This is a genomic window from Streptomyces aurantiacus (genome assembly GCF_001418335.1).
Taxonomy (GTDB): Bacteria; Actinomycetota; Actinomycetes; order Streptomycetales; family Streptomycetaceae; genus Streptomyces; species Streptomyces aurantiacus.
In genome coordinates this window covers 29,477-48,876 of the sequence record NZ_LIPP01000222.1, presented here as the reverse complement: position 1 = coordinate 48,876, position 19,400 = coordinate 29,477, and the positions used below count along the sequence as shown (strand labels likewise).

Genomic DNA, 19,400 nt, shown 5'->3' with positions numbered 1-19,400 from the left:
CGGCCGCGGCCGTGCACGGTTCGATCCTGTCCTTGCACCACTGCCGGACCTGCTCGTCCTTGGCGGGATCGTCGGGGGTGAAGCTTCGTTCGTCGATCCGCCGTACCAAGACGTCCGGCGAGACCTTGAGGAAGAAGTGATGGGCGACGATGCCCGCGTTCTTCAGCGCGCCGAAGATCTCGCCGACGTACCTCGGGTCGACCAGCGTCATGGGGACCAGGACGGGACGTCGATACTCCTGGACGAGACCCACGGCCAGGTCGGTCACCTGCCGCCGCCACAGTCGCAGATCCTGGAAATCGCCGGTCGGCACCTCGACGATCTCGCGCAGCACATACCCGACCATCTCCGGGTCGAAGACCAGCGCCTCGGGCCAACGCGGACGCAGTTCATCCACCAACGTGCTCTTCCCGCTGCCGAACGCACCGTTGACCCAGACGATCACACGCTTCTCCCACCTCGTCGTCCCCGCCTCGGCCGGACCCTCCAGCGGGTCCGGCCACCGTAGCGTTCAGCAGGCAACCTTCAGCAGGTGACCCTGAAAGGACGCTTTCAGCAAGTGACCTTCAGGTCCGCCCAGTCGGCGTGGTCGAAGTCGATGCCGTCGCCGCCGTCGGTGACGGTCAGGGTGACCGTCTCGGCACCGCTCACGTCAGCGGCGAGTTCCTGTGCGTCCTGGGAGTTGCCGAGGACGCCGGTGGAGGCTTTGGGCTCGCCGTCGGCGCGGATCTCGAAGGTGACGGTGCCGCGTTCGCCCGTCTCGTCGTCGAGACCGACCAGGGCGGTGATCCGTTCACAGCGCCCCGCCGTGTAGTACTCGACGCTGCTGGCGGCGTGCACACCGAGACCCTTGGCCCAGGTCCGGCCGCCGATGGTGAGCGTTTTGCCGTCGCCGGCCGCGCTCTCGCCGTTGCTCAGGTTCTTCTCCACCGGTCCCCAGCCGTTGGCCGTGGCCAGCGGGGTGAGGTCGCTCAGGTAGGTCGTGCCGCCGCCCGGAGCGACGGACACCCGCACCTGGACCGGGGAGGCCGAGCTGACCTGCTGCCCGGACGGCTCGCGGTACTTCGTGGTGAGTTCCAGGTCGTAGGTGCCGGGTTCTGTGGCCTCCGGAACCGTCGCCCGCCAGATCGTCCGGAGCGTCGCGCCACCGTTGAGCAGCCGGGTGCCGGGGCGGGAGTCGGCCTGCAGCCGCCATCCCTCGGGGCCGGTGAGGTCGGTGGACAGGGAACGTACCGGGCGGCGTCCGAGGTTCTCGGTGACCGCGGTGAGCCGTACTTCATTTCCCGCTTCGGCGATCGCGCTGCCGTCCACTCCGGAGTCCACCGCGGGCGGCAACGCGGCCCAGTCGCGGTCGGGGCTCACCCGCACCAGCACGGTTCCGTGCGCGGGCACCGTCGCCGAGATCCTGCCCGCCGTGTGGGTGTCGCGGTGCTGCCACAGGTCCCGTACCCGGTACCCGGCCGCGTGCGGCAGGCCGACCGCACTCGTCGTGGTGGAGATCCGCTGCGGCGTGTTGCTCTCGTTGAAGAGCGCCACCGCCCGGCTGCCGTCGGCCAGTTGCTTCGCCACCACCCAGCGGCCGTTCTCGGAGCTGACCACGCCGCCCTGCTTACCCAGTACGTCCTGGTCGACGGCGATGACCTCCTCGTTCGAGAGGATGTCGAAGGCCGACTGGGGTGCCGAGCGGAGGTCCGAGCCGATGAGCAGAGGCGCGGCCATGACCGACCACATGGAGAAGTGCGTGCGGTACTCGGTGTCGGTCATGCCGCCGTTGCCGACCTCCAGCATGTCCGGGTCGTTCCAGCCGCCCGGACCGGCGTACTCGTCCAGCGGCAGGTTCTTCTTCATGATCGACAGCATGGAGTCCCAGCTGTCGCTGATGTCGCCCGTCGTACGCCAGGACTGACCGACGCCCCTCGCCCACTCCCAGGGCTTGTTCTCGCCCCACTCGCAGATGCTGTAGAGAATCGGCCGGCCGGTGGCCTTCAGCGCGTCGCGCATGGTGGTGTAGCGCTGCTTCGCGTCCACGCCCTGGTTGTTGCAGTTGTCGTACTTGAGGTAGTCGACACCCCAGTCGGCGAACTGCTGGGCGTCGCTGAACTCGTGGCCGAGCGCGCCGGGGAAGCCGATGTCACTGCAGGTCTTGGTGCCGGCGCTGGTGTAGATACCGAACTTCAGACCCTTGGTGTGCACGTAGTCGGCGACAGCCTTGATGCCGTGCGGGAACCGTGCCGGATCCGGTACGAGCTTGCCGGCGGCGTCCCGTTCGGGCAGGGCCCAGCAGTCGTCGAGGTTGATGTACTCGTACCCGACGTCCTTGAGCCCCTTCTGCACGAAGAGGTCGGCCATACCCTTGACCATCTCTTCGTCGAACTCCGCCCGGCAGTGGGTCGAGTTCCAGTTGTTGAATCCCATCGGAGGCGTCAGCGCCGGCTGGTCGTCACGCGCGGTCGATGACGCGGCAGAGGTACGGGTCTCCTCCAGGGCGCCCGTGGTGGCGAGAGCCGGCGAGCCGAGTGCCGTGGCGCACAGCAGTCCGGCGCCGAGCGTCGCGAGTGCGGTGCGTACGAAAGAGCCGGGGCGGGTTCTCCACCCGGGAGTGTGAGGCATCTGCGCGTATCTCCCTCATCAGGCGTCCTGGAGTGCTTCCTTGGTGCGACCTGCTGAGCGATGAGGCTAAGGACTGTCTGACTTTGTTGGAAGAGGTTTGACTATGCGGGCTTGTTCGGCACGGAGTTTCCCAAGGCACCCGGTGGTGGCTGAGATTGTCGTAAGCATGGTGAAGAATGTTTGAAGTTCCGACATGGTTACCGGTCGGTCTGCCTGGTTGAACGGGCGTAGTCGGTAGGTGTCTGGCCGTACTGCTTCCTGAAGGCACGGATGAAGTGACTGCTGTCGGCGAACCGCCAGTGCGCGGCGAGTTCTGAGATGCTCGGCCGGCCGACCGGTGCCGCCAGTTCGAGCTTGGCCTGTTCCAGCCTTCTGCGGCGGATGTACGAGGTCACCGACTCCTCGGTCGCGGCGAACGCCCGGTACAACGTCCGTACGGAGACCTTGAGTTCGCGGGCCAGGGCCGCAGGGGAGAGCTCGGGATCGATGAGGCGGCTGTCCACGATGTCCTTGGCCGCCTGGGCCAACGCGGGGGCCAGCCGGGGCTCACTGTCGTCGAACGCCTGCACAAGCACCCCCTTGACCAGCTCCAGCAGAGAGGCGCGGGCGGCCTGCACACCGGCGGAGGAGAGGTCGTTCAGTGTCGTCTCGACGATCCCGACGTACGCCATGAGCAGACGTACCTCCGCCGATTCGACCGACCCGACGGTCGCCCGGTCGCCGATCAGGGGCCTGAGCGGCGCGGCCGGAAGGATCAGCACCTTTGCTCTCGTACGCGGCTGCACCTCGAAGCGCACCGGAGGGCCGTTGTGCCGCGCGATGAACCGCCCGGCCGGTACGGTGGCCTCGACCTGGTCGCGCGGACGGACGAAGCGCCAGTTGCCCCGCTGCATCACATGCACCAGGACCCGGTCGTCGAGCTGGTGGGAAGCACCCCGGGTGCCGCCGGTGATCGACTCACCGTAGAGGTCCGCGATCACCGCGTCGTGCACCTTCGACGCACGGACCCTGACGCGGAAACCATCCGGTCCGAGCGGCTCCAGGGGCGGCAGCGGGAGCCACTCACCGGTCTGTCCCTCCCACGCGCGCCGGAAGACGTCGAACCCGTCCCGCGCGGCGCTCGGGGCCGTGACGTCCACGAAGAAGTTCCTCCTCGGTCCGTCGGCCCCCGGTCCGGCGCTTCCCCTGGCGCTCCCCGTGGCATCCATCGCCAACACCTCAACTCCCTGTCGGGTTCGCACACTTACGTCTTCATTCCAGCATGGGTACGCCTTCACCTGCTGACACTGACGTCCCATCAGGTTGGCACTGTGGTGCAAGCGCACGCCCTCGCCTGCTCCGTAACGTGGGCGGCGAGGACGATGTCGCAGAGCGCGGAAGCCGGGTCACACCGCTTCCGAGACCGGCGGACGGCAGCCCAGGTCCGGCGGAGTGCCGCTCATGGAGCCGTCTTGTCGCCGGACGTTCGGCCGCCTTCCATGATTGCCTCCGCCCCCGCTGTGCACGCTGAAAGGTTCCTACTTCCATGACCGACATGACCGACAGCACTGACGGCACTGATATGAGCCGTGACGTCGATGTCGACAATGACGCTGATGTCGCCACGAGCGATCCCGCGGCCGATGCCGTCGCTGTCTTCGAAATGCTGGTCGGCATCACCGTCATCCAGACCCTGCGGGGCATGGCGGCGCTGCGCATGGCCGATCACCTCGCCGACGGCGTCATGACGGCCGAAGAGGTGGCCGAACGCGAGGGGAGTCACCCGCGGGCCACGTACCGTCTGATGCGCGCGGCCGCGTCGTTGGGCATGCTCAGCCACGAGGGGCAGCACCGTTTCGGTCTCACCGGGCGGGGCCGGCTGCTGCGGGCGGATGTGCCCGGCTCCCTGCGCTCCTTGGTGCTGTCCCAGACCAGCCACGGGCACTGGCAGTCCTGGGAACACTTCCCAGAGGCTGTACGGCAAGGGTCCTCCCAGACCGAGAAGGCGCTGGGAACGGACATCTTCGAGTACTACGCGCAGCCGCAGAACGCCGAGGAGGCGGCGCTCTTCGCCGAGTCGATGGGAGACCTGTCCGACATGGTGACGCGGGGCGCCGTGAGTGCTGTCTCCACCACCGGCGTGTCCACCGTGGTCGACGTCGGCGGTTCGAACGGGGCTTTCGTCCTGACGCTGATGGAGTCCGACCCCCGGCTGAGCGGGCAGGTCCTCGATCTGCCCCACGTGGTCGAGGGCGCACACCGTGAGGCCGAGAAGCGTGGTCTCTCCGACCGCTTCTCCGCGGTGGCGGGGGACTTCTTCGTGGCGGTTCCCCCGGCGGACCTCTACCTGGTGAAGACGGTCCTGCACGACTGGGACGACGAACAGTGCGCGACCATCCTGCGCAGCTGTCGGTCCGCCGCGAACGAAGGGGGACGCATGCTGGTCGTCGAGATGGTCATCGCCGAGATCGGTAAGCCGGACCTGGCACCCCTGTCGGACATGGCGATGCTCACCATGACGAACGGCATGGAACGCGATCTGGACGAATTCGACGCGCTCTTCGAGGCCTCGGGATGGCGCCGCTCGACGACGTACCCCGTAGGCGGCGGGTACTTCGGTATGGAACTCGTCGCCGTCTGACGGCACTGGGCGCGAGCCTTTGAGCAGCGATCCGCGCGTGGCCGTCCTCGCGTGGCAATGCTCGAACACTCGGGCGTCCAGCCGTCCAGCCGTCCACCGGAACGCGCTGAGCCCGCTCCGCGACTACTTCGCGGCGTGTCAGGGCCTGCATACCCGTTCGACCAGGTCCTGCCAGGCCGCACCCAGGTTCTGTTCGACCTGCGGGCCGGCGTTGGTCAGCGCGTCGGTGGACAAGTACAGCAGGAGCGGGCCGTCCAGCGCTGCGGTGAGCTGGATCGCGAGCACGTCGACGTTCAGGCCGCCGAGGTCCATGTGGCGGAGAAGCATCCGGATGTGCATCTGGGACACCGGTGTCTGTGAGCCGCCCGGCACGGGCTGCCGGCCGTCGAGCGCGAACCTGGCGATCTCGGTGTTCTGCATCAGCCAGCGCACCCGAGCCCGGCCGTAAGCGACGAGCCGGTCGACCGGTGGTGCACCGGGCCCAAGCGGAGGAGGCCCGGACAGCACTTGCTCCTGCAGGCCTCGTTCCACCTCGTCGAGCAGGCCCTGGAAGATCCCCGCCCGGGTACCGAAGCGCCGAAAGACGGTGCCCTTGCCCAGGCCCGAGCGCTCGGCCAACGCGTCCATCGTCAGCTGGTCGGGGCCGGACTCGGTCAGCATCTGGCGGGCGGTGGCCAGTAGTTGCGCACGGTTGCGCGCCGCGTCCGCCCGCTCCGGCCGTGGCGCTCCCCAGCTCACCGGTAGTCCGTTCATGCTGGTGATCCTAACCGCCTTCCAGTCAACCGGGGTAAAGTCCGCTTACGGCGGCGGCGCGATACGGGGCGGCGACTGAAGGAAGCGTCCGTCCCGCGTGCCCGGCGCAGGGCCGCGTCATGGCCGGTGCCGCCCGAATTCGGGCGGCACCGGCCATCTCCTTGTTCGCGTGCGCAGCCCACCCGCAGCGGCATGGCACGCGTCGCCTTGCGTCCACCCGCAAACGGGGTAGAGTCCGTTTCGCTGGTTGTCCATTTTTGGATGACCGGCTAGCGTGCAGTCAGCGTGTAGTCATCCAATTTTGGATTATTGGTCCAGTGGTCCGCAATCATTCAGGAGAAGTCCCATGACCGTCGCTGTGAAAACCGGACTGTGGCAGCTCGACGCCGTGCGCTCCGCCATCGCCATCAAACACTTGACGGTGTGGGGCATGGTCACGGTCAAAGGCACGTTCAGCGGTGTCACCGGTGAGGGCGAGGTCCAGGCCGACGGCACCGCCCGCGGCACCGTCACTCTGGACGCCGCCTCCCTGGACACCAAGCACACCAAGCGCGACGAGCACCTGCACGGCCCCGACTTCTTCGACGTCGAGCGGCATCCGACTCTCGTCTTCGCCGTCCGTGACGCCTCGGTCCGCCCGGACGACACCGTCGAGATCAACGGTCAGCTGACCGTCCGCGGTGTCAGCCGCCCGCAGGCCGTCACCGCGACGGTCACCGAGTCGAGCGCCGACGCGATCACGCTCACCGCGGAGTTCATCGTGGACCGGGAGCACTTCGGCCTGGGCTGGAACCGGCTGGGCATGCTCCGTGGCCTGACGACGGTCACGTCGACGCTTCGGTTCACGCGCACGCCCGCGTAGGAGTGGGGCGCGTCGGCGGGTGCATCGGCGGGCACGGCTGCGGGCACTGCTGCGGGCACGGCTGCGACCGAAGGCGCCGGACCGGCCCACCGCGGGCGATCCCGACTCGCGGTGGGGGTCCGGAGCCCGGGCCGCTCTTCTCACGCGCCGGCGCCGCCGTCGACCGGGACGATCGCGCCGGTCACGTACGAGGCGCGGTCGCTGAGCAGCCACGCGGCCACCTCGGCGACCTCGCGGGGCTCGGCCATGCGGCCGAGCGGGACCGACGCGGTGATGGTCTCGACGATGCCCGGGGTCGCCGCCTCCCACGCGTCGATCATCTCCGTGGCGGTGCCGCCGGGAGTGATGCCGTTGACCCGGATGCCCTCGCGGCCCCAGGTCACGGCGGCGGACTCGGTGATGCTGTTGAGTGCGCGCTTCATGGCGCCGTACGCGGGCAGGGCGGGGTTCGCGCGGCGGCTGCCGATGCTGGAGGTGTTGACGATCGCCCCGCCGCCGGTGCGGCGCATGAGTGCGGCCTCGGCGGTCATGGCGGTCCAGTGCGAGCGGAAGTTGACGCCGAACTGTACGTCGATGTCCTCGTCGCTGGTGGTGTCGAGCGGGCCGGGCTGCTGGATCGCCGCGCCGTTGTTGAAGGCGCCGTCGAGGCGTCCGTGCAGTTCCTCGACGCGGTCGACCGCCGCGCGGATGCTCGCGGGGTCGGCGAGGTCCAGGGTGACGGCATCGGCGACGCCGCCGTCGGCGCGGATCTCCTTCACGATGCGGTCGAGGGCGTCGGTGCTGCGGGCGGCGAGCACGACGGCCGCGCCCTCGGAGGCGAAGAGCCGGGCCGCTGCCGCCCCGATGCCGCGGCTGGCGCCGGTGATGAACATGACCTTGCCGGTGAGCAGGCCGATGGGTGCGCTGTCGGTGGTGTGCGTGTTGTTCGTCATGGCAACAGCGTCCCGCCGGCTCCCGGCCGGATACAGGCACAGGCTGTACCAGGATCCGCCGCCGCGCCGCGTGCACACTTGGCGTATGGACAAAGAAGAACTCGGGGCGTTCCTGCGCAGCCGCCGTGAGCGGCTCCGCCCGCTGGACGTCGGCCTACCCAGCGGATCACGACGCCGCACGCCAGGTCTTCGCCGCGAGGAAGTGGCGGTCCTCGCGCACATCTCCACCGAGTACTACGTCCGTCTTGAGCAGGGCAGGGCGCCACGCCCCTCGGGCGACGTCCTGGCCGCGATCGCCGGCGCGCTGCGGCTCACCGACGCCGAGTCCGACCACCTCCACGTCCTGGCGGGCACCGCGCCGAACCGTACCGGCCTGCACCGGCGCGACGTCCGCCCCAGCGTGCTCGCGCTCCTTGAGCGGATGCCGCAGACAGCCGGCTTCGTGCTGTCCGCCGCGTTCGAGGTCCTCGCCTGGAACGACCTCGCGGCCGCGCTCATGGAGGACTTCGGCCCGCTCGCCCCCGCGGACCGCAACCTCGCACGCCGGGCCTTCCTCGGGCCGCAGAACACCGATACGCCGCTGTACGGGATCTCCGACGCCGCCGAGTTCCGGCTGAGCGTCGTGATGCAACTCCAGGCCACCCTCGCCCGCTACCCCGGCGATCCCGCGGTGACCGGCCTGGTGGACGAACTCCGCGACGGCAGCCCCCACTTCGACCGGCTCTGGGAACGGCACGACGTACAGGCCCCGCCGACGCTCACGAAGACCTTCCACCACCCGACCGTCGGCGAGGTCACCGTCGACTGCGACAGGCTCGCCCTCACCGACCGTGACCAGTACCTCGTGCTCTACAGCGCGCCGTTGGGATCCCCCGACGCCGAGGCCCTGGCTCTGCTGAACGTCCTGGGAGCGGAGGCCAGCAACTACCTGCCGTAGCGCCACAGCCGCCCACCGCGGGCACGATGGGCGGCAGCGTGACGTCCCGGAGTAAATGGACTATTTCCTCCGATTGGTAGGGTGGGCGCATGGTCGCGACGGAGAGCACGCCAATCGCCGGGCGGGGGCTGCGTGCGGATGCTCTGCGGAACAGGCAGCGCATCCTGGAGGCCGCGCGGCGGATCTTCGAGGAGCGCGGGGTGGACGCGCCACTGGACGAGGTCGCGGAGCGTGCGGGCGTGGGCGCCGGGACGCTGTATCGCCGGTTCCCCAGCCGCGTGGCTCTGGTCGAGGCGGTGTTCGAACAAGAGCTCGCGGAGATGGCCGGCATCGGCGAAGAGGCGCTGCGCTGCGAGGATCCGTGGGTCGGATTCAGTACGTATCTGGAGCGGATCTGCGCCGTCATGGCGGCCGACCGGGGGCTCGGTGACCTCCTCCTGCTGAAGCTGCCCGCCTCGGGCGAGAGCGCGGGAGCGTGCGAACGCCATTCCCGCGCCCAGGCGGACCTGCTTGTCCGCGCCCAGAAGGCCGGGGTCGTCCGGGACGATCTGGTTCCGGAGGACATCTTCCTCTTTCTCGTGGCCAACGGGGCCATCGCCCGGCTGACCCACTGTGCCGCGCCGCACGCGTGGCGACGCCTGGTCGCTCTTCTGCTGGACTCCTGCCGACCGGGGCGCAACGGCCCGCTTCCCGCGGCACCGACACCCCTGCAGGCGGCGCGTGCTCAGCAGGAGCATGCGGAGACCAAGGGGTTGAGAGCGGTCAGCTGTGAGGGCTCGGGCGACCAGCGAGATGGCCGAGGTTGTTGAGAAGGCCGGCGGAGTGACGCACATCACATGCGAAGGTCGAAATAACTGGAGAGCTGTATCCGGTTAGCCGGTCAGTGAACAGGGACGCTGAGCGTCGCTCCACCGGTGCCGTCCCTGGCTGACCAGGAGGCTGCCATGACCCCGCCCGGATCCCCGCGGAACGGCACATCCCCGTCGCCGAGTACGGCGAGTCAGAAGACCGAACGCGTCGTACCGCTGTGGGAAGCGGCCGGCGCGCACCGCTTGGGCAGCATGCCGCACGACGCCGGGGAAGCCCGGTGACTCTGGTCGCCGTGTGTCCCGGTGGCATCCGCGGCAGGCGGCGTTCGGCGGAGCCCGGCCGGGTCGCGCCGAGGAGAGCGCCCATCGGGCGGAATCTGCGGCGCGCCGCGGCAGGTGTGAGCGCGACGCTGCTCACGTACGCCGTCCTCCTGGCGGTGTCGGTCCATGGGGAGTTCCCCGCCATGTCCGGCTGGACGTCGTCCGCCGCCGAACGGCTCCGCCCTCACACCGTCACCGTCACGGAGAGAGGCACGGTGCTCGCACACGAGGTGGCACACGCACTGACGTGGACCTTCGCTGTTGCCCCACTGCCCCTGGCCGTATCGATTCTGCTCTGGCTCGCCCACCGGGACCCGAAGGCGTACGTGCGTCTCGCCGGCGCGTTGCTGCTGTCCGGCGCGGCCGGACTCGGCGCCTTCGCCGTGGCGCGGGGATGGCCGGTCCGCGAGGCGTCACCGATCGGTGACTACCTGGCAGTACCCAGTGTGAGCGCCGGCTGGTACCTGCTGATGGCGCTGGCGGTGACCGTCGTCACCGCGAGGATCTGGATACGGACCGTCGTGCTGCTGACCGCACTGCTCGCGGTCACCGTCGCGGCCACGACCACGGTTACGGCTGCGTCGTCGACCGCGGACCGCCCATGGATCGCGGTGCTGTCGGCCGTGGTGGTGCCGTTCCTGGCGTGGAGCGTCACGGGGCGCCTCGCGGGCCAGGGCGAGAAGCAGCGGCCACGCGAAGCGGCGCCGACGTCGACTGCCGTCGGGTCGCCAGGGCACACGGTGGCGTTCCGGGCCCGCATCCGGACGCCGGAGCCGGCGGTCGCCCCGGAACCTGTGCCACTGCAGCGCGCGAGCTGACGGCCATGGACGTCGGTGCTCTGATCGAGGCGGCCGGATGGTGGTCGTATCTCGTGGTGTTCGCCGTGACGGCGGGCGAGACCAGCGCCTTCATCGGTGTACTGCTGCCTGGCGAGACCGTCATCCTCCTCGCGTCCGCGATCGCGGCCCAAGGCGACATCAACCCGGTGCTGCTCGCGGTTCTCGTCGTGACCGGTGGCATGATCGGCGACAGTCTGGGCTACGCCTTGGGCCATGGGTACGGGAGACGCCCGAATGCCCGGTTGCTGCGCCGGATCCGCTCCGGCGGCCGGATCGGCCATGCCCATGAATTCCTGCTGCGTCACGGCGGGGCGGCGGTCGTCACGGGCCGGTTCATCGGATTCGTACGGACCTTCCTGCCCTTCGCCGCGGGGGCGTCCGGCATGCCGTACCGCCGCTTCTTCCTCTTCAGTACCTTCGCCTCGCTGATCTGGGGCGTCGGCAACGTGCTCCTCGGCTACTTCGCCGGCGCGGCAGCCATCGAGTTCCTGCACTCGTTCGGTCTGATCGGCGCCGTCACGCTCACCGCCCTGGCCGCGGCGCTCATCGGCCTCGTGTGGTTCCTCGGACGCCGTCGCGGCAGCACACGGACACCGTCTCCGGGACAGGCGACGGAGAGTGCGGCTCTCCCGGACCCGGCCCAGCACCGCGATGCCCCGGCAACTGCCGCGCAACGTACGGCAGTTGCAGCGCCTGCTGACGGCTGGGGAGCCGGAAATCTCCCGACCCCCCAGCTTCCGACCCCGTAGCTTCCGACCCCGTAGCTCCTGTCAGGCGGCGTCGTCGTGGGCGGTGGCGGCGGACTTCTCGCGCCACGGAGCGAGGTCGTCCCGCACCTGCCGGTACTTGACGTCGAGCCGCTCCAAGGTGTCGCGCCCGAGATAGAGGTGCGTGGGCAGCTTCTCGGCCGAGGCAGCCTCGACGATCAGGTCGGCGCCCTTGACGGGGTCGCCGAGCTGCGCGTGGTTGGCCTGGCCGACCCAGTCCAGCGTCACGTGCGCGGGGGTGTCGTCATAGTCGACGATGCGCTCCGCGGCGACCGACAGGGAACTGGCGTCCAGGAAGTCGGTACGGAAGACGCCCGGCTCGACGACCATCGACTGGATCCCGAACGGGGCCAGCTCGGCGGAGAGCGCTTCGCTGATGCCGGCGACGGCGAACTTCGACGCGCTGTAGAGGCTGACACCGGGCTCACCCTCGAAGCCCGAGCGGGAACCGATGTGCACCAGCCTGCCTGAGCCCTGCTTGCGCATGACCGGCAGCACGGCGCGGGTGACGTTGATCAGGCCGAAGACGTTGAGGTCGAACAGCGACCGGGCTTCCGCGTCGGTGATCTCCTCCAACGCGCCGAGCAGGCCGCGGCCGGCGTTGTTCACCAGGACGTCGATGCCGCCGAACCGGTCCAGGCCGGCCTCGACCGCCCGCGGGATGCTGTCGTTGTCGGTGACGTCCAGGGCGACCGCGAAGACACGGTCGGAGTCCTTCAGACCGTCCGGCACGCGTTCCGGGTTTCGTACGGCGACCACGACATTGTTGCCGCCCGCCAGAGCGGCGCGGGCGATTTCCGCGCCGATTCCGCGGGAGGCGCCGGTCACGAACCACGTAGCCATGGGAAAACCTCTCTCGTCGCTTCCCCCTTTGTTCAGGGGATTTCCTGTTGACGTATTCGACGGTGCCCGCCGGGCAGGTGGCTTTGAAGGCCGCGCTCTTCCTGGGAGTCGCACACCCAGGAAGTGGAAGCAGGGCGCGAATGGATCAGGCGCCGGGCGCGCTGATGGAGCCCAGAAGGGCCAGTCCGTCGGCGGACGGAGAACCCGGCTCGGCCTGTAGGACGATGAGCTGCTGCCCGGGGGCGCTCCGGATGGTGAGGGCCTCGTGCCGCAACTCCAGGTCACCCACACCGGAATGGTGGATCTGCTTGACGTCGTACGGTGGCACCCGGGCGTACTCGCGTGCCCACAGGACGCGGAACTCGCTGCTGCGCACCGAGAGTTCGCCGACCAGTTCCAGGATGCGGGGATCGTCCGGCCGGCTTTCGGCGGTGGTCCGGAGATCGGCCACCGCACGCTGCCGGGCCCGCTCCGGCTTGCGGTAGAAACCCTTCGCCGCAGGGTCCAGGAAGAGCATGCGGAGTACGTTGTCGTGCTGCGCGAAGTCCCGGTAGAGAGCGTCGGCCAGCGCGTTCGTGGCCAGCAGGTCCTGGGCGTGGCCGATGACGAAGGCCGGCGTCCCCGTCCAGCTGTCGATCAGCTGCCGCAGATGCGGGCGCACGCGCTCGACGCGCGGGGGGAACCTCGTACGGCGGGCCGTGGGCTGGGCCAGCCGGAAGAGTTCCCCCTTGTCCTCGTCCCCGAGGCGCAGCGCGCGGGCGATACCCTCCAGTACCCGCAGTGAGGGGCTGAGCTCGCGGCCCTGTTCCAGTCGGCAGTAGTAACTCGGACTGACTCCTGCGAGCGCCGCGACCTCGTCACGCCGCAGACCGGGCACCCTCCGCCTGCCCGCGCCGGACAGGCCTGCCGCAGCGGGGCTGAGGCCTTCTCTGCGGGAACGGAGAAACTGACCCAGCCCCCGCGCCGAGCCAGGAGACCTGTCGTTTTCCATGTCGCCAACGCTAGACGGAGAACGCCGGGAAGCGTTCCGCCGACGGTGGGTGCATTACACCCAGGATGCCGGAACCAGGATCCCGGAACCGGGGTCCCTTGCAGCCGGTCCCTCTCCTCGACTGAGAAACCTTCTACCCTTGACGTATGAGTGATGGGACATCATTGGGTGATTTCCTCCGAGCCCGCCGAGAGGCCTTGCAGCCCCACGACGTCGGCCTGCCCGAATACGGACGACGCCGGGTGCCGGGACTGCGCAGGGAGGAAGTCGCGCTGCTCGCCGGAGTCAGTTCCGACTACTACATCAGGCTGGAGCAGGGACGCGAGAACAGCCCGTCGCCGCAAGTCGTCGCCGCGGTGGCGCAGGCCCTGAAACTGGACGCGGAGGCCACCGACCACATCAACCGCCTCTGCCTCGCCGCCTCGCAACGACCGCACGACGTGGGCGCGGTGGACGTCAGCCGGCAGTTGTTGCGGCTGATGGACGGATGGGAGCACACGCCCGCCTTCGTCCTCGGACCGGGTCTCGACGTCCTGGCGGGCAACGCACTCGCCACGGCCCTCCACAGCGGGTTCGACCGCTTCGACAACCTTGCCCGCATGGTGTTCGTCGACCCGGCGGGGCGCGAGTTCTACCAGGAGTGGGAGAGGGCCGCGCACTCCACTGTCGCCGAGATCAGGGCCGCCTTCGGCCGCGACCCCGAATCGGCCCGCATCGCCGAGGTCGTGGCGGAACTGTCCGCCGCGAGCGAGGAGTTCGCCGGCATCTGGCGCCTGCACGAGGTCAAGAGCAAGACCCAGGAAGGCAAGCACCTCAGGCACCCGCAGGTCGGGGACCTGCACATCGAGTTCGCGGCGTTCACGGTCAACGGGGCCCCGCACCAGCAACTGGTGGTGTACCAAGCCGAACCGGCCAGTCTCACGGCGGCCGCCTTCGAGACGCTGAGGACCACGGCGACGGCCGCCGGGTCGAGGCAGGCCCGGACCGTCATGCCGGTGACGGATTTCGCCGTCCACGAGAACTGAGCAACAGCGCGGTCCCGGCAGCCGCCGCCGAGGTCTTCGCGTCGGACGGCGTGGACGCTTCCGTGTGACGGATCATCGCCGTGGCCGGCGTCGGTTCGGGCACCTTCTACCGGCACTTCCCGCAGCGTGCGGACTTGGTCACCGCCGTCTTCCGGCAAGATCAGGACGGACATCAGCCCGGACGACCCGATGCGTGCCCTGGAGCGGCATCGCCGCTCCGGACGACCACGCGCACACCCACCGCATGATCACCCTGCTCGTGGACGGGCTGCGCCACGGCCGGAGTGCCACCGCCTGACATCGGCTCCCGTGGGAACGGGGCAGGCAGCCCCGCCGACTTCGGCGGGGCTGCCTGTTTGTTGGCACGCGCAACGACCGACGGTCAGGGAACCTTGACGCCCAGCAGGTCCACCGGCTCGATCACAGGAGCCGAACTGAGCATCGTCTCGGCGGCGTCCATGAGAGCGGCGGCGATCTTCCCCTGGAGATGCTCCTCGCGCCCCTGCTCGTCATCGAAGGTGTCGAACACCCCGAACGTGGTCGCATCGAGACGGAACGAGAACCAGGCCGCCGTGCGCTGCTCCTGCTCGGCCAGTCCCACCGCGTCGCGCAACATTGCCTCGACCTGGTCGGCGTACTCGGGCTTTACTTCGATACGCGCCAGCAGACCGAATTTCATCTACGTCACTCCTGGATTGCGAAACTGAACCTGCCGGGACTCGGCATACAGCGAATCTACGGTGTGATCTCCCAGTAACCCAGTGGCGGAAACGACATGCCTGATAGCGTTTACGCCATGGAAGTAGCGGTTCTGGTATATGACGGAGTGTTCGACTCGGGTCTGGCAGCTGTGCTGGACGTTCTGAATACCGCCAATGCGATGAGTGAGGAAGCCGGGGTGATGGGCGAGGAGATGTCCTGCTCTCCCTTGTGGAACGTCACCACGGTCGGTGCCCTGCCGGAAGTGCGGACCGGGGCCGGCCATCTGGTCCCGACGAAGCCCCTTGCCCGCGCGGCATCGGCTGACCTGTTGATCGTCCCCGCCATGGCCGAACGCCGGCCGGCGGCCATCATCGACCAGGCCGGGAGCGAGCGGCTGCTACCGGTGCGAAACCTGATCTCACGGGCGCGTGACCGCGGCGCCGACGTCGCGTCCGCATGCTCGGGGACGTTCGTGCTGGCCGAGACGGGAATCCTCGACGGCCTTCGCGCGACCACCACTTGGTGGCTGGTGCCGCCCTTCCGCGCGCGTTACCCGGAGGTCCGGGTCGACCAGAGCCGGATGGTCGTCACCTCGGACGGCGTGACCACGGCGGGCGCGGCGTTCGGGCATGTCGACCTCGCGCTGTGCATCGTCCGCCGGCGAAGCCCGATGCTCGCCGATCTCGTGGCGCGCTACCTGGTCGTCGACGAACGTCCGTCCCAGTCGGCCTACGTCATTCCCAGCGCGTTGGCCCAGCATGATCCCGTGGTGGCCGCATTCGAGCGCTGGGTGCGAGAGCGACTGGCCGAGCCCATCAGTGTCCCGGAAGCCGCCCACGCCATCGGTGTCAGTATCAGGACCTTGCAGCGCACCGTACAACGGACCATGGGTACTTCTCCCATTCGCTTCGTCCAGGACATCAGGATCGAGCGAGCCACCCACCTGATGCGTACTACAGAGCTGTCATTGGAAACAGTTGCCCGGAAAGTCGGTTACGAGCATTCGAATACATTGCGCGTGCTTCTTCGCGAACGGACCGGAAAAACCACCGCGCATCTACGCGGCGTCTGACAAAGCGGCGTCTGGCAAAGCGACGTCGATTCCGTCACGAGAAGCTTTCCGGCGGGTCGGCCGGCCCGCTATGGCCTGAGACGTACCGCCGGCGAGTACAGCCGGGTGATCTGGTCGCCGCTGCCGAGGCCGAGGCCGAGGCCGGACGTGTGCTGCCGCTCCAGCGTCCCCCCGTGCCTCGTCATCAGTCGACGTCGGGCGTTCCGGTCATCAGCCGGGCATGGTGCAGCAGACGCGCCTCGGTCTCCGCAGCGGTCGCCGTGCCGGAGAGGACGTCGATGCCGTATCCGTCCTCAAGGGCCACGAAGCTGCGGGCGAGGAAGTCCGACGGGGCGAGGAGCCGGAAGTCGCCCGCGTCCCTGCCTCCGTCGAGCACCTGCTGGTACAAGGCCGTCTGCTGCGTGATGAACGCCTTCTGGAGTACGGCGGCCTCGTCGCTGCGGAAGGTGACGGGCAGCAGTTCGTACAGCAGCCGGCTCGTCGTCTCGGCCTCCCCGGGGAAGGGAACGCCGGACGTGACGCACGCCGCGAGTTTCGCCCAGGCTGTGGTGCACCCCTCGACGGCCTTTTGGCGCCTCAGTACGTACGTTCCGGTGCCCTGCTCGAAGACGGCGACCAGCAGGTCGTTGATGTCCGGGTAGTAGTACAGCACCGAGGCCGGTGTCAGACCCGCCTGGGCGGCTATGTCCCGCAGCCGTGCGTTGGTGACACCGCGTTCGAGGACCGCCTGCGCCGCCGCCTGCACCAGTTGCGCTCGGCGGGCGGTCTGGTTGCGGGGGCGCGGCATGCGCTCATCCTTTCACGCCGGGCTCCACCGGACTTCAGCCGGACTTCTGGCCGGACCTCACGCCGGACATCAGGCCGGACATCAGGCCGGATCTGACGCGGACATCCGCGGTCACGGGCGAACCCTTGACATCGCTCGCCTTAGTTAATCAAACTTCGTTTAACGAATGATGGAAGGCAGCACCCATGACCTCACCGCTTCCCCTCGCCCTCGTCCAGGCCCCTGCACGCCCGGCAGGTGACCTCGGCTCCTTCGCCTCCGACCTACAGCGACTCGCACGGCAGCGGCCGGCGGTTCGGCTGTTCGTCTACCCGGAGCTGCACCTCGCCACCCCCGCCCCCGGAACAGGCTCCGACGGCGGTCCGGCGGTCCTGGAGGAGCTCGCCGAGCCGCTCGACGGCCCTGTCGACCGGCAGCTCGCCGAGCTCGCCGGGGACCTGGGTGTCTGGTTGATGCCGGGCACGCTGTACGAACGGGGCGACGACGGGCACGTGTACAACACCGCCCCGGTGTATTCGCCCGACGGGCGGCGAGTGGCCGCCTACCGCAAGATCTGCCCGTGGCGCCCTTACGAGACGACCACGCCCGGCACCGAGTTCGTCGTCTTCGAGATGGGGCAGTACGGCCGCGTCGGCATGACGATCTGCTACGACGCCTGGTTCCCGGAGATCGCCCGCAACCTCACCCACCTCGGGGCCGACCTGATCGTCAACCTCGTACAGACTCCCACCAGCGACCGGGAGCAGGAGGTGGTCCTGGCACGCGCCAACGCCATCACCAACCAGGTCTTCGTCGCCAGTGTGAACGCCGCAGGACCCACCGGCCTGGGCCGCAGCCTCCTGGTCGACCCGGAGGGCCGCGTCCGCACACAGGCGCCGGGCGCCGAGGACTGCGTACTCACCGATGTCATCGATCTCGGTGACACCGCCCGGACCCGCCGGTACGGCACCGCGGGGCTCAACCGTCCCTGGGAGCAGTTCCGGCCCGGCGACGCCTCCCTCGATCTGCCCCTCTACGGCGGCAGGATCGATCCCCACACCTGGGGAGCCGGCCACGACGGCTCATCCCGCACAGAACGGGCCGAAACCTCATGACATTTACCACTGAGGGCACTGAGACCACTGAGGCCCCCGACCGGCTGGTGCCCCGGCTCGGTCTGCTGTCGCTCGTCGTCTTCGGCCTGTCCTACATGGCACCGGCCATCGTGGTGTCGACCTTCGGCGTCATAGCCACCACCTCGGCCGGCGTGGCGCCCACCGCGTACGTCGTCGCCACCGTGGCCATGACACTCACCGCGCTCAGCTACGGAAAGCTGGCGCGCGACCACCCTGCCTCCGGGTCGGTCTACACCTACGCACGCAAACTGCTCGGTTCGCGCATCGGTTTCCTCGCCGGATGGGCGCTGCTGCTCGACTACCTCTTCCTCCCCATGGTCGCCTGGCTGATCCAGGCGCTCTACCTCCATGTGCAGTTCCCCGCCCTGCCGACCTGGGGCTGGCTGGTCGTCGTCATCGTCGTCACGACGTTCGTCAACGCCCTGGGGATCGTCCTGGCCGACCGGGTCAACAAGGTTCTGCTCGGACTGACCGCGCTGGGTCTGCTGGCGTTCGTGGTGGTGTGCGTCCACACGCTCGGCGGCGCCTCCGCCGCCGACGGCGCACACGCCCTGTGGAACCCGGCGGCCTCCGTGGGCACCGTCACCGCCGCCGCCGCGATCGCCGCGTACTCCTTCCTCGGATTCGACGCCATCAGCACCCTCAGCGAGGAGGTACGCGAACCGCGGCGCGACGTGCCCCGCGGCATCCTGCTCACCGTCATCGTCGGCGGCGGCATCTTCTTCCTCATTTCGCTGCTGCTGCAGTGGGTGCATCCCGGAGCGGTCTTCGACGACGAGTCGACCGCCGGGTACGAGGTGGCTGTCCTGGCCGGTGGGAAGGGCTTCGCCAACGTCATGAACGCCATCACCCTGATCGGCGGAATGGCCTCCTGCGTCGCCATCCAGGCCAGCACCAGCCGGCTGATGTACGTCATGGGCCGGGACGGGGTGCTGCCGCGCCGCGCCTTCGGCCGGCTGCACGGGCGACTGCGCACGCCTCTGTTCAACCTGCTGCTCATCGCGGTGATCGGCCTGATGGCCACTCGGCTGTCACTGGAGACCGCCACCTCGTTCATCAACTTCGGCGCTTTCCTGGCCTTCACCCTGGTCAACGTCTGTGTGATCGCCGCCTGGCTGCGCCATCGCCGCACCGGCACCCGCCGATCCGTCCTCGCCCATGTCGTCCTGCCGGTCCTCGGCGCCGCGGCCGATGTCTACCTGCTGACCAAGCTGAACCACACCGCCGTCCTGCTCGGGCTCGGCTGGCTCGTCATCGGCGTCGCCTACCTGTGCGTCCTCACCCGCGGGCTGCGCCGGGAACCACCCGAGTTCCACGCGGAGGCCTCGCCGACATAGACCAGGCCCTGGCTGGTCCTGGTCCTGGTCCTGGCCTTGGTCCTGCATGCTCGGACAGGCCCCGGCCGTGCCCGGCCC

19 protein-coding genes and 1 pseudogene are annotated in these 19,400 nt (G+C 69.0%); 11 read left to right on the top strand and 9 right to left on the bottom strand.

Annotation, left to right across the window (positions count from 1 at the left end; all coding sequences use genetic code 11):
• From AOK01_RS27125 to AOK01_RS45410, 3 genes are all read right to left on the bottom strand, one after another.
• Positions 1–445: P-loop nucleotide/nucleoside kinase family protein (locus AOK01_RS27125; protein WP_055516185.1), on the bottom strand; the 445-nt coding region annotated here is incomplete at its 3' end.
• Positions 446–552: 107 nt separating this feature from the next.
• Complete coding sequence (locus AOK01_RS27120) at positions 553–2,610, bottom strand: NPCBM/NEW2 domain-containing protein (RefSeq protein WP_079103785.1); 2,058 nt, start codon at positions 2,608–2,610, stop codon at positions 553–555.
• 197 nt (positions 2,611–2,807) lie between these two features.
• The gene (locus AOK01_RS45410; RefSeq protein ID WP_055516183.1) at positions 2,808–3,749 is read right to left on the bottom strand and encodes a helix-turn-helix domain-containing protein; all 942 of its coding nucleotides are present in this window, start codon (positions 3,747–3,749) and stop codon (positions 2,808–2,810) included.
• A 395-nt stretch (positions 3,750–4,144) separates the two neighbouring features.
• Here AOK01_RS45410 and AOK01_RS27110 point away from each other — a divergent pair, with 395 nt between their 5' ends.
• The gene (locus AOK01_RS27110; protein WP_245702433.1) at positions 4,145–5,230 is read left to right on the top strand and encodes a methyltransferase; all 1,086 of its coding nucleotides are present in this window, start codon (positions 4,145–4,147) and stop codon (positions 5,228–5,230) included.
• A 138-nt stretch (positions 5,231–5,368) separates the two neighbouring features.
• On the opposite strand, the gene AOK01_RS27105 is transcribed toward AOK01_RS27110, so the two are convergent.
• Positions 5,369–5,983 carry a TetR/AcrR family transcriptional regulator gene (locus tag AOK01_RS27105; protein ID WP_055516181.1) on the bottom strand — a complete coding sequence of 205 codons (615 nt, stop codon included), beginning with the start codon at positions 5,981–5,983 and terminating at the stop codon, positions 5,369–5,371.
• A gap of 346 nt (positions 5,984–6,329) precedes the next feature.
• On the opposite strand from AOK01_RS27105, the gene AOK01_RS27100 reads away from it, so the two are divergent.
• Positions 6,330–6,845, top strand: a complete 516-nt coding sequence (locus AOK01_RS27100; RefSeq protein ID WP_055516178.1) for a YceI family protein — start codon at positions 6,330–6,332, stop codon at positions 6,843–6,845.
• Between the two features lie 140 nt (positions 6,846–6,985).
• Here AOK01_RS27100 and AOK01_RS27095 read toward each other — a convergent pair whose 3' ends face one another.
• Entirely contained in the window at positions 6,986–7,777 is a 792-nt protein-coding gene (locus AOK01_RS27095; RefSeq protein WP_055516177.1) for an SDR family NAD(P)-dependent oxidoreductase, read from the bottom strand.
• An 85-nt stretch (positions 7,778–7,862) separates the two neighbouring features.
• Here AOK01_RS27095 and AOK01_RS27090 point away from each other — a divergent pair, with 85 nt between their 5' ends.
• From AOK01_RS27090 to AOK01_RS27075, 4 genes are all read left to right on the top strand, one after another.
• Positions 7,863–8,714 carry a helix-turn-helix transcriptional regulator gene (locus AOK01_RS27090; protein WP_055516174.1) on the top strand — a complete coding sequence of 284 codons (852 nt, stop codon included), beginning with the start codon at positions 7,863–7,865 and terminating at the stop codon, positions 8,712–8,714.
• A gap of 89 nt (positions 8,715–8,803) precedes the next feature.
• Positions 8,804–9,523, top strand: coding sequence for a TetR/AcrR family transcriptional regulator (locus AOK01_RS27085; protein ID WP_055516172.1), 720 nt, complete (start codon positions 8,804–8,806; stop codon positions 9,521–9,523).
• A 278-nt stretch (positions 9,524–9,801) separates the two neighbouring features.
• On the top strand, positions 9,802–10,662 hold the full coding sequence (locus tag AOK01_RS27080; protein WP_157871498.1) for a hypothetical protein: 861 nt from the start codon (positions 9,802–9,804) through the stop codon (positions 10,660–10,662).
• 5 nt (positions 10,663–10,667) lie between these two features.
• Positions 10,668–11,432, top strand: a complete 765-nt coding sequence (locus AOK01_RS27075; protein ID WP_079103783.1) for a DedA family protein — start codon at positions 10,668–10,670, stop codon at positions 11,430–11,432.
• Between the two features lie 21 nt (positions 11,433–11,453).
• On the opposite strand, the gene AOK01_RS27070 is transcribed toward AOK01_RS27075, so the two are convergent.
• The gene (locus AOK01_RS27070) at positions 11,454–12,293 is read right to left on the bottom strand and encodes an SDR family NAD(P)-dependent oxidoreductase (RefSeq protein ID WP_055516169.1); all 840 of its coding nucleotides are present in this window, start codon (positions 12,291–12,293) and stop codon (positions 11,454–11,456) included.
• Between the two features lie 145 nt (positions 12,294–12,438).
• A complete protein-coding gene (locus AOK01_RS27065) occupies positions 12,439–13,284 on the bottom strand; it encodes a helix-turn-helix domain-containing protein (protein ID WP_055516167.1) in 846 nt (281 codons plus the stop codon).
• A 146-nt stretch (positions 13,285–13,430) separates the two neighbouring features.
• Here AOK01_RS27065 and AOK01_RS27060 point away from each other — a divergent pair, with 146 nt between their 5' ends.
• Positions 13,431–14,309 carry a helix-turn-helix transcriptional regulator gene (locus tag AOK01_RS27060; protein ID WP_055516165.1) on the top strand — a complete coding sequence of 293 codons (879 nt, stop codon included), beginning with the start codon at positions 13,431–13,433 and terminating at the stop codon, positions 14,307–14,309.
• 80 nt (positions 14,310–14,389) lie between these two features.
• Positions 14,390–14,446 (top strand): annotated as a pseudogene (locus AOK01_RS46635) (TetR family transcriptional regulator); the annotation flags it as partial.
• Positions 14,447–14,691: 245 nt separating this feature from the next.
• Here the strand turns inward: AOK01_RS46635 and AOK01_RS27055 are convergent.
• Complete coding sequence (locus tag AOK01_RS27055) at positions 14,692–14,988, bottom strand: putative quinol monooxygenase (protein ID WP_055516163.1); 297 nt, start codon at positions 14,986–14,988, stop codon at positions 14,692–14,694.
• Between the two features lie 117 nt (positions 14,989–15,105).
• Between AOK01_RS27055 and AOK01_RS27050 the strand changes: the two genes are divergently transcribed.
• Positions 15,106–16,083, top strand: coding sequence for a GlxA family transcriptional regulator (locus AOK01_RS27050; protein WP_055516199.1), 978 nt, complete (start codon positions 15,106–15,108; stop codon positions 16,081–16,083).
• Positions 16,084–16,267: 184 nt separating this feature from the next.
• Here the strand turns inward: AOK01_RS27050 and AOK01_RS27045 are convergent, their stop codons facing one another.
• The gene (locus AOK01_RS27045) at positions 16,268–16,870 is read right to left on the bottom strand and encodes a TetR/AcrR family transcriptional regulator (protein ID WP_055516161.1); all 603 of its coding nucleotides are present in this window, start codon (positions 16,868–16,870) and stop codon (positions 16,268–16,270) included.
• Between the two features lie 185 nt (positions 16,871–17,055).
• Between AOK01_RS27045 and AOK01_RS27040 the strand changes: the two genes are divergently transcribed.
• Positions 17,056–17,964, top strand: a complete 909-nt coding sequence (locus AOK01_RS27040; protein WP_055516159.1) for a carbon-nitrogen hydrolase family protein — start codon at positions 17,056–17,058, stop codon at positions 17,962–17,964.
• Positions 17,961–19,322 (top strand): APC family permease, encoded by a 1,362-nt coding sequence (locus AOK01_RS27035; RefSeq protein ID WP_055516157.1) that lies wholly within the window; start codon positions 17,961–17,963, stop codon positions 19,320–19,322. Before AOK01_RS27040 ends, AOK01_RS27035 begins: the two co-directional genes overlap by 4 nt.
• Positions 19,323–19,400: the final 78 nt, after the last annotated feature.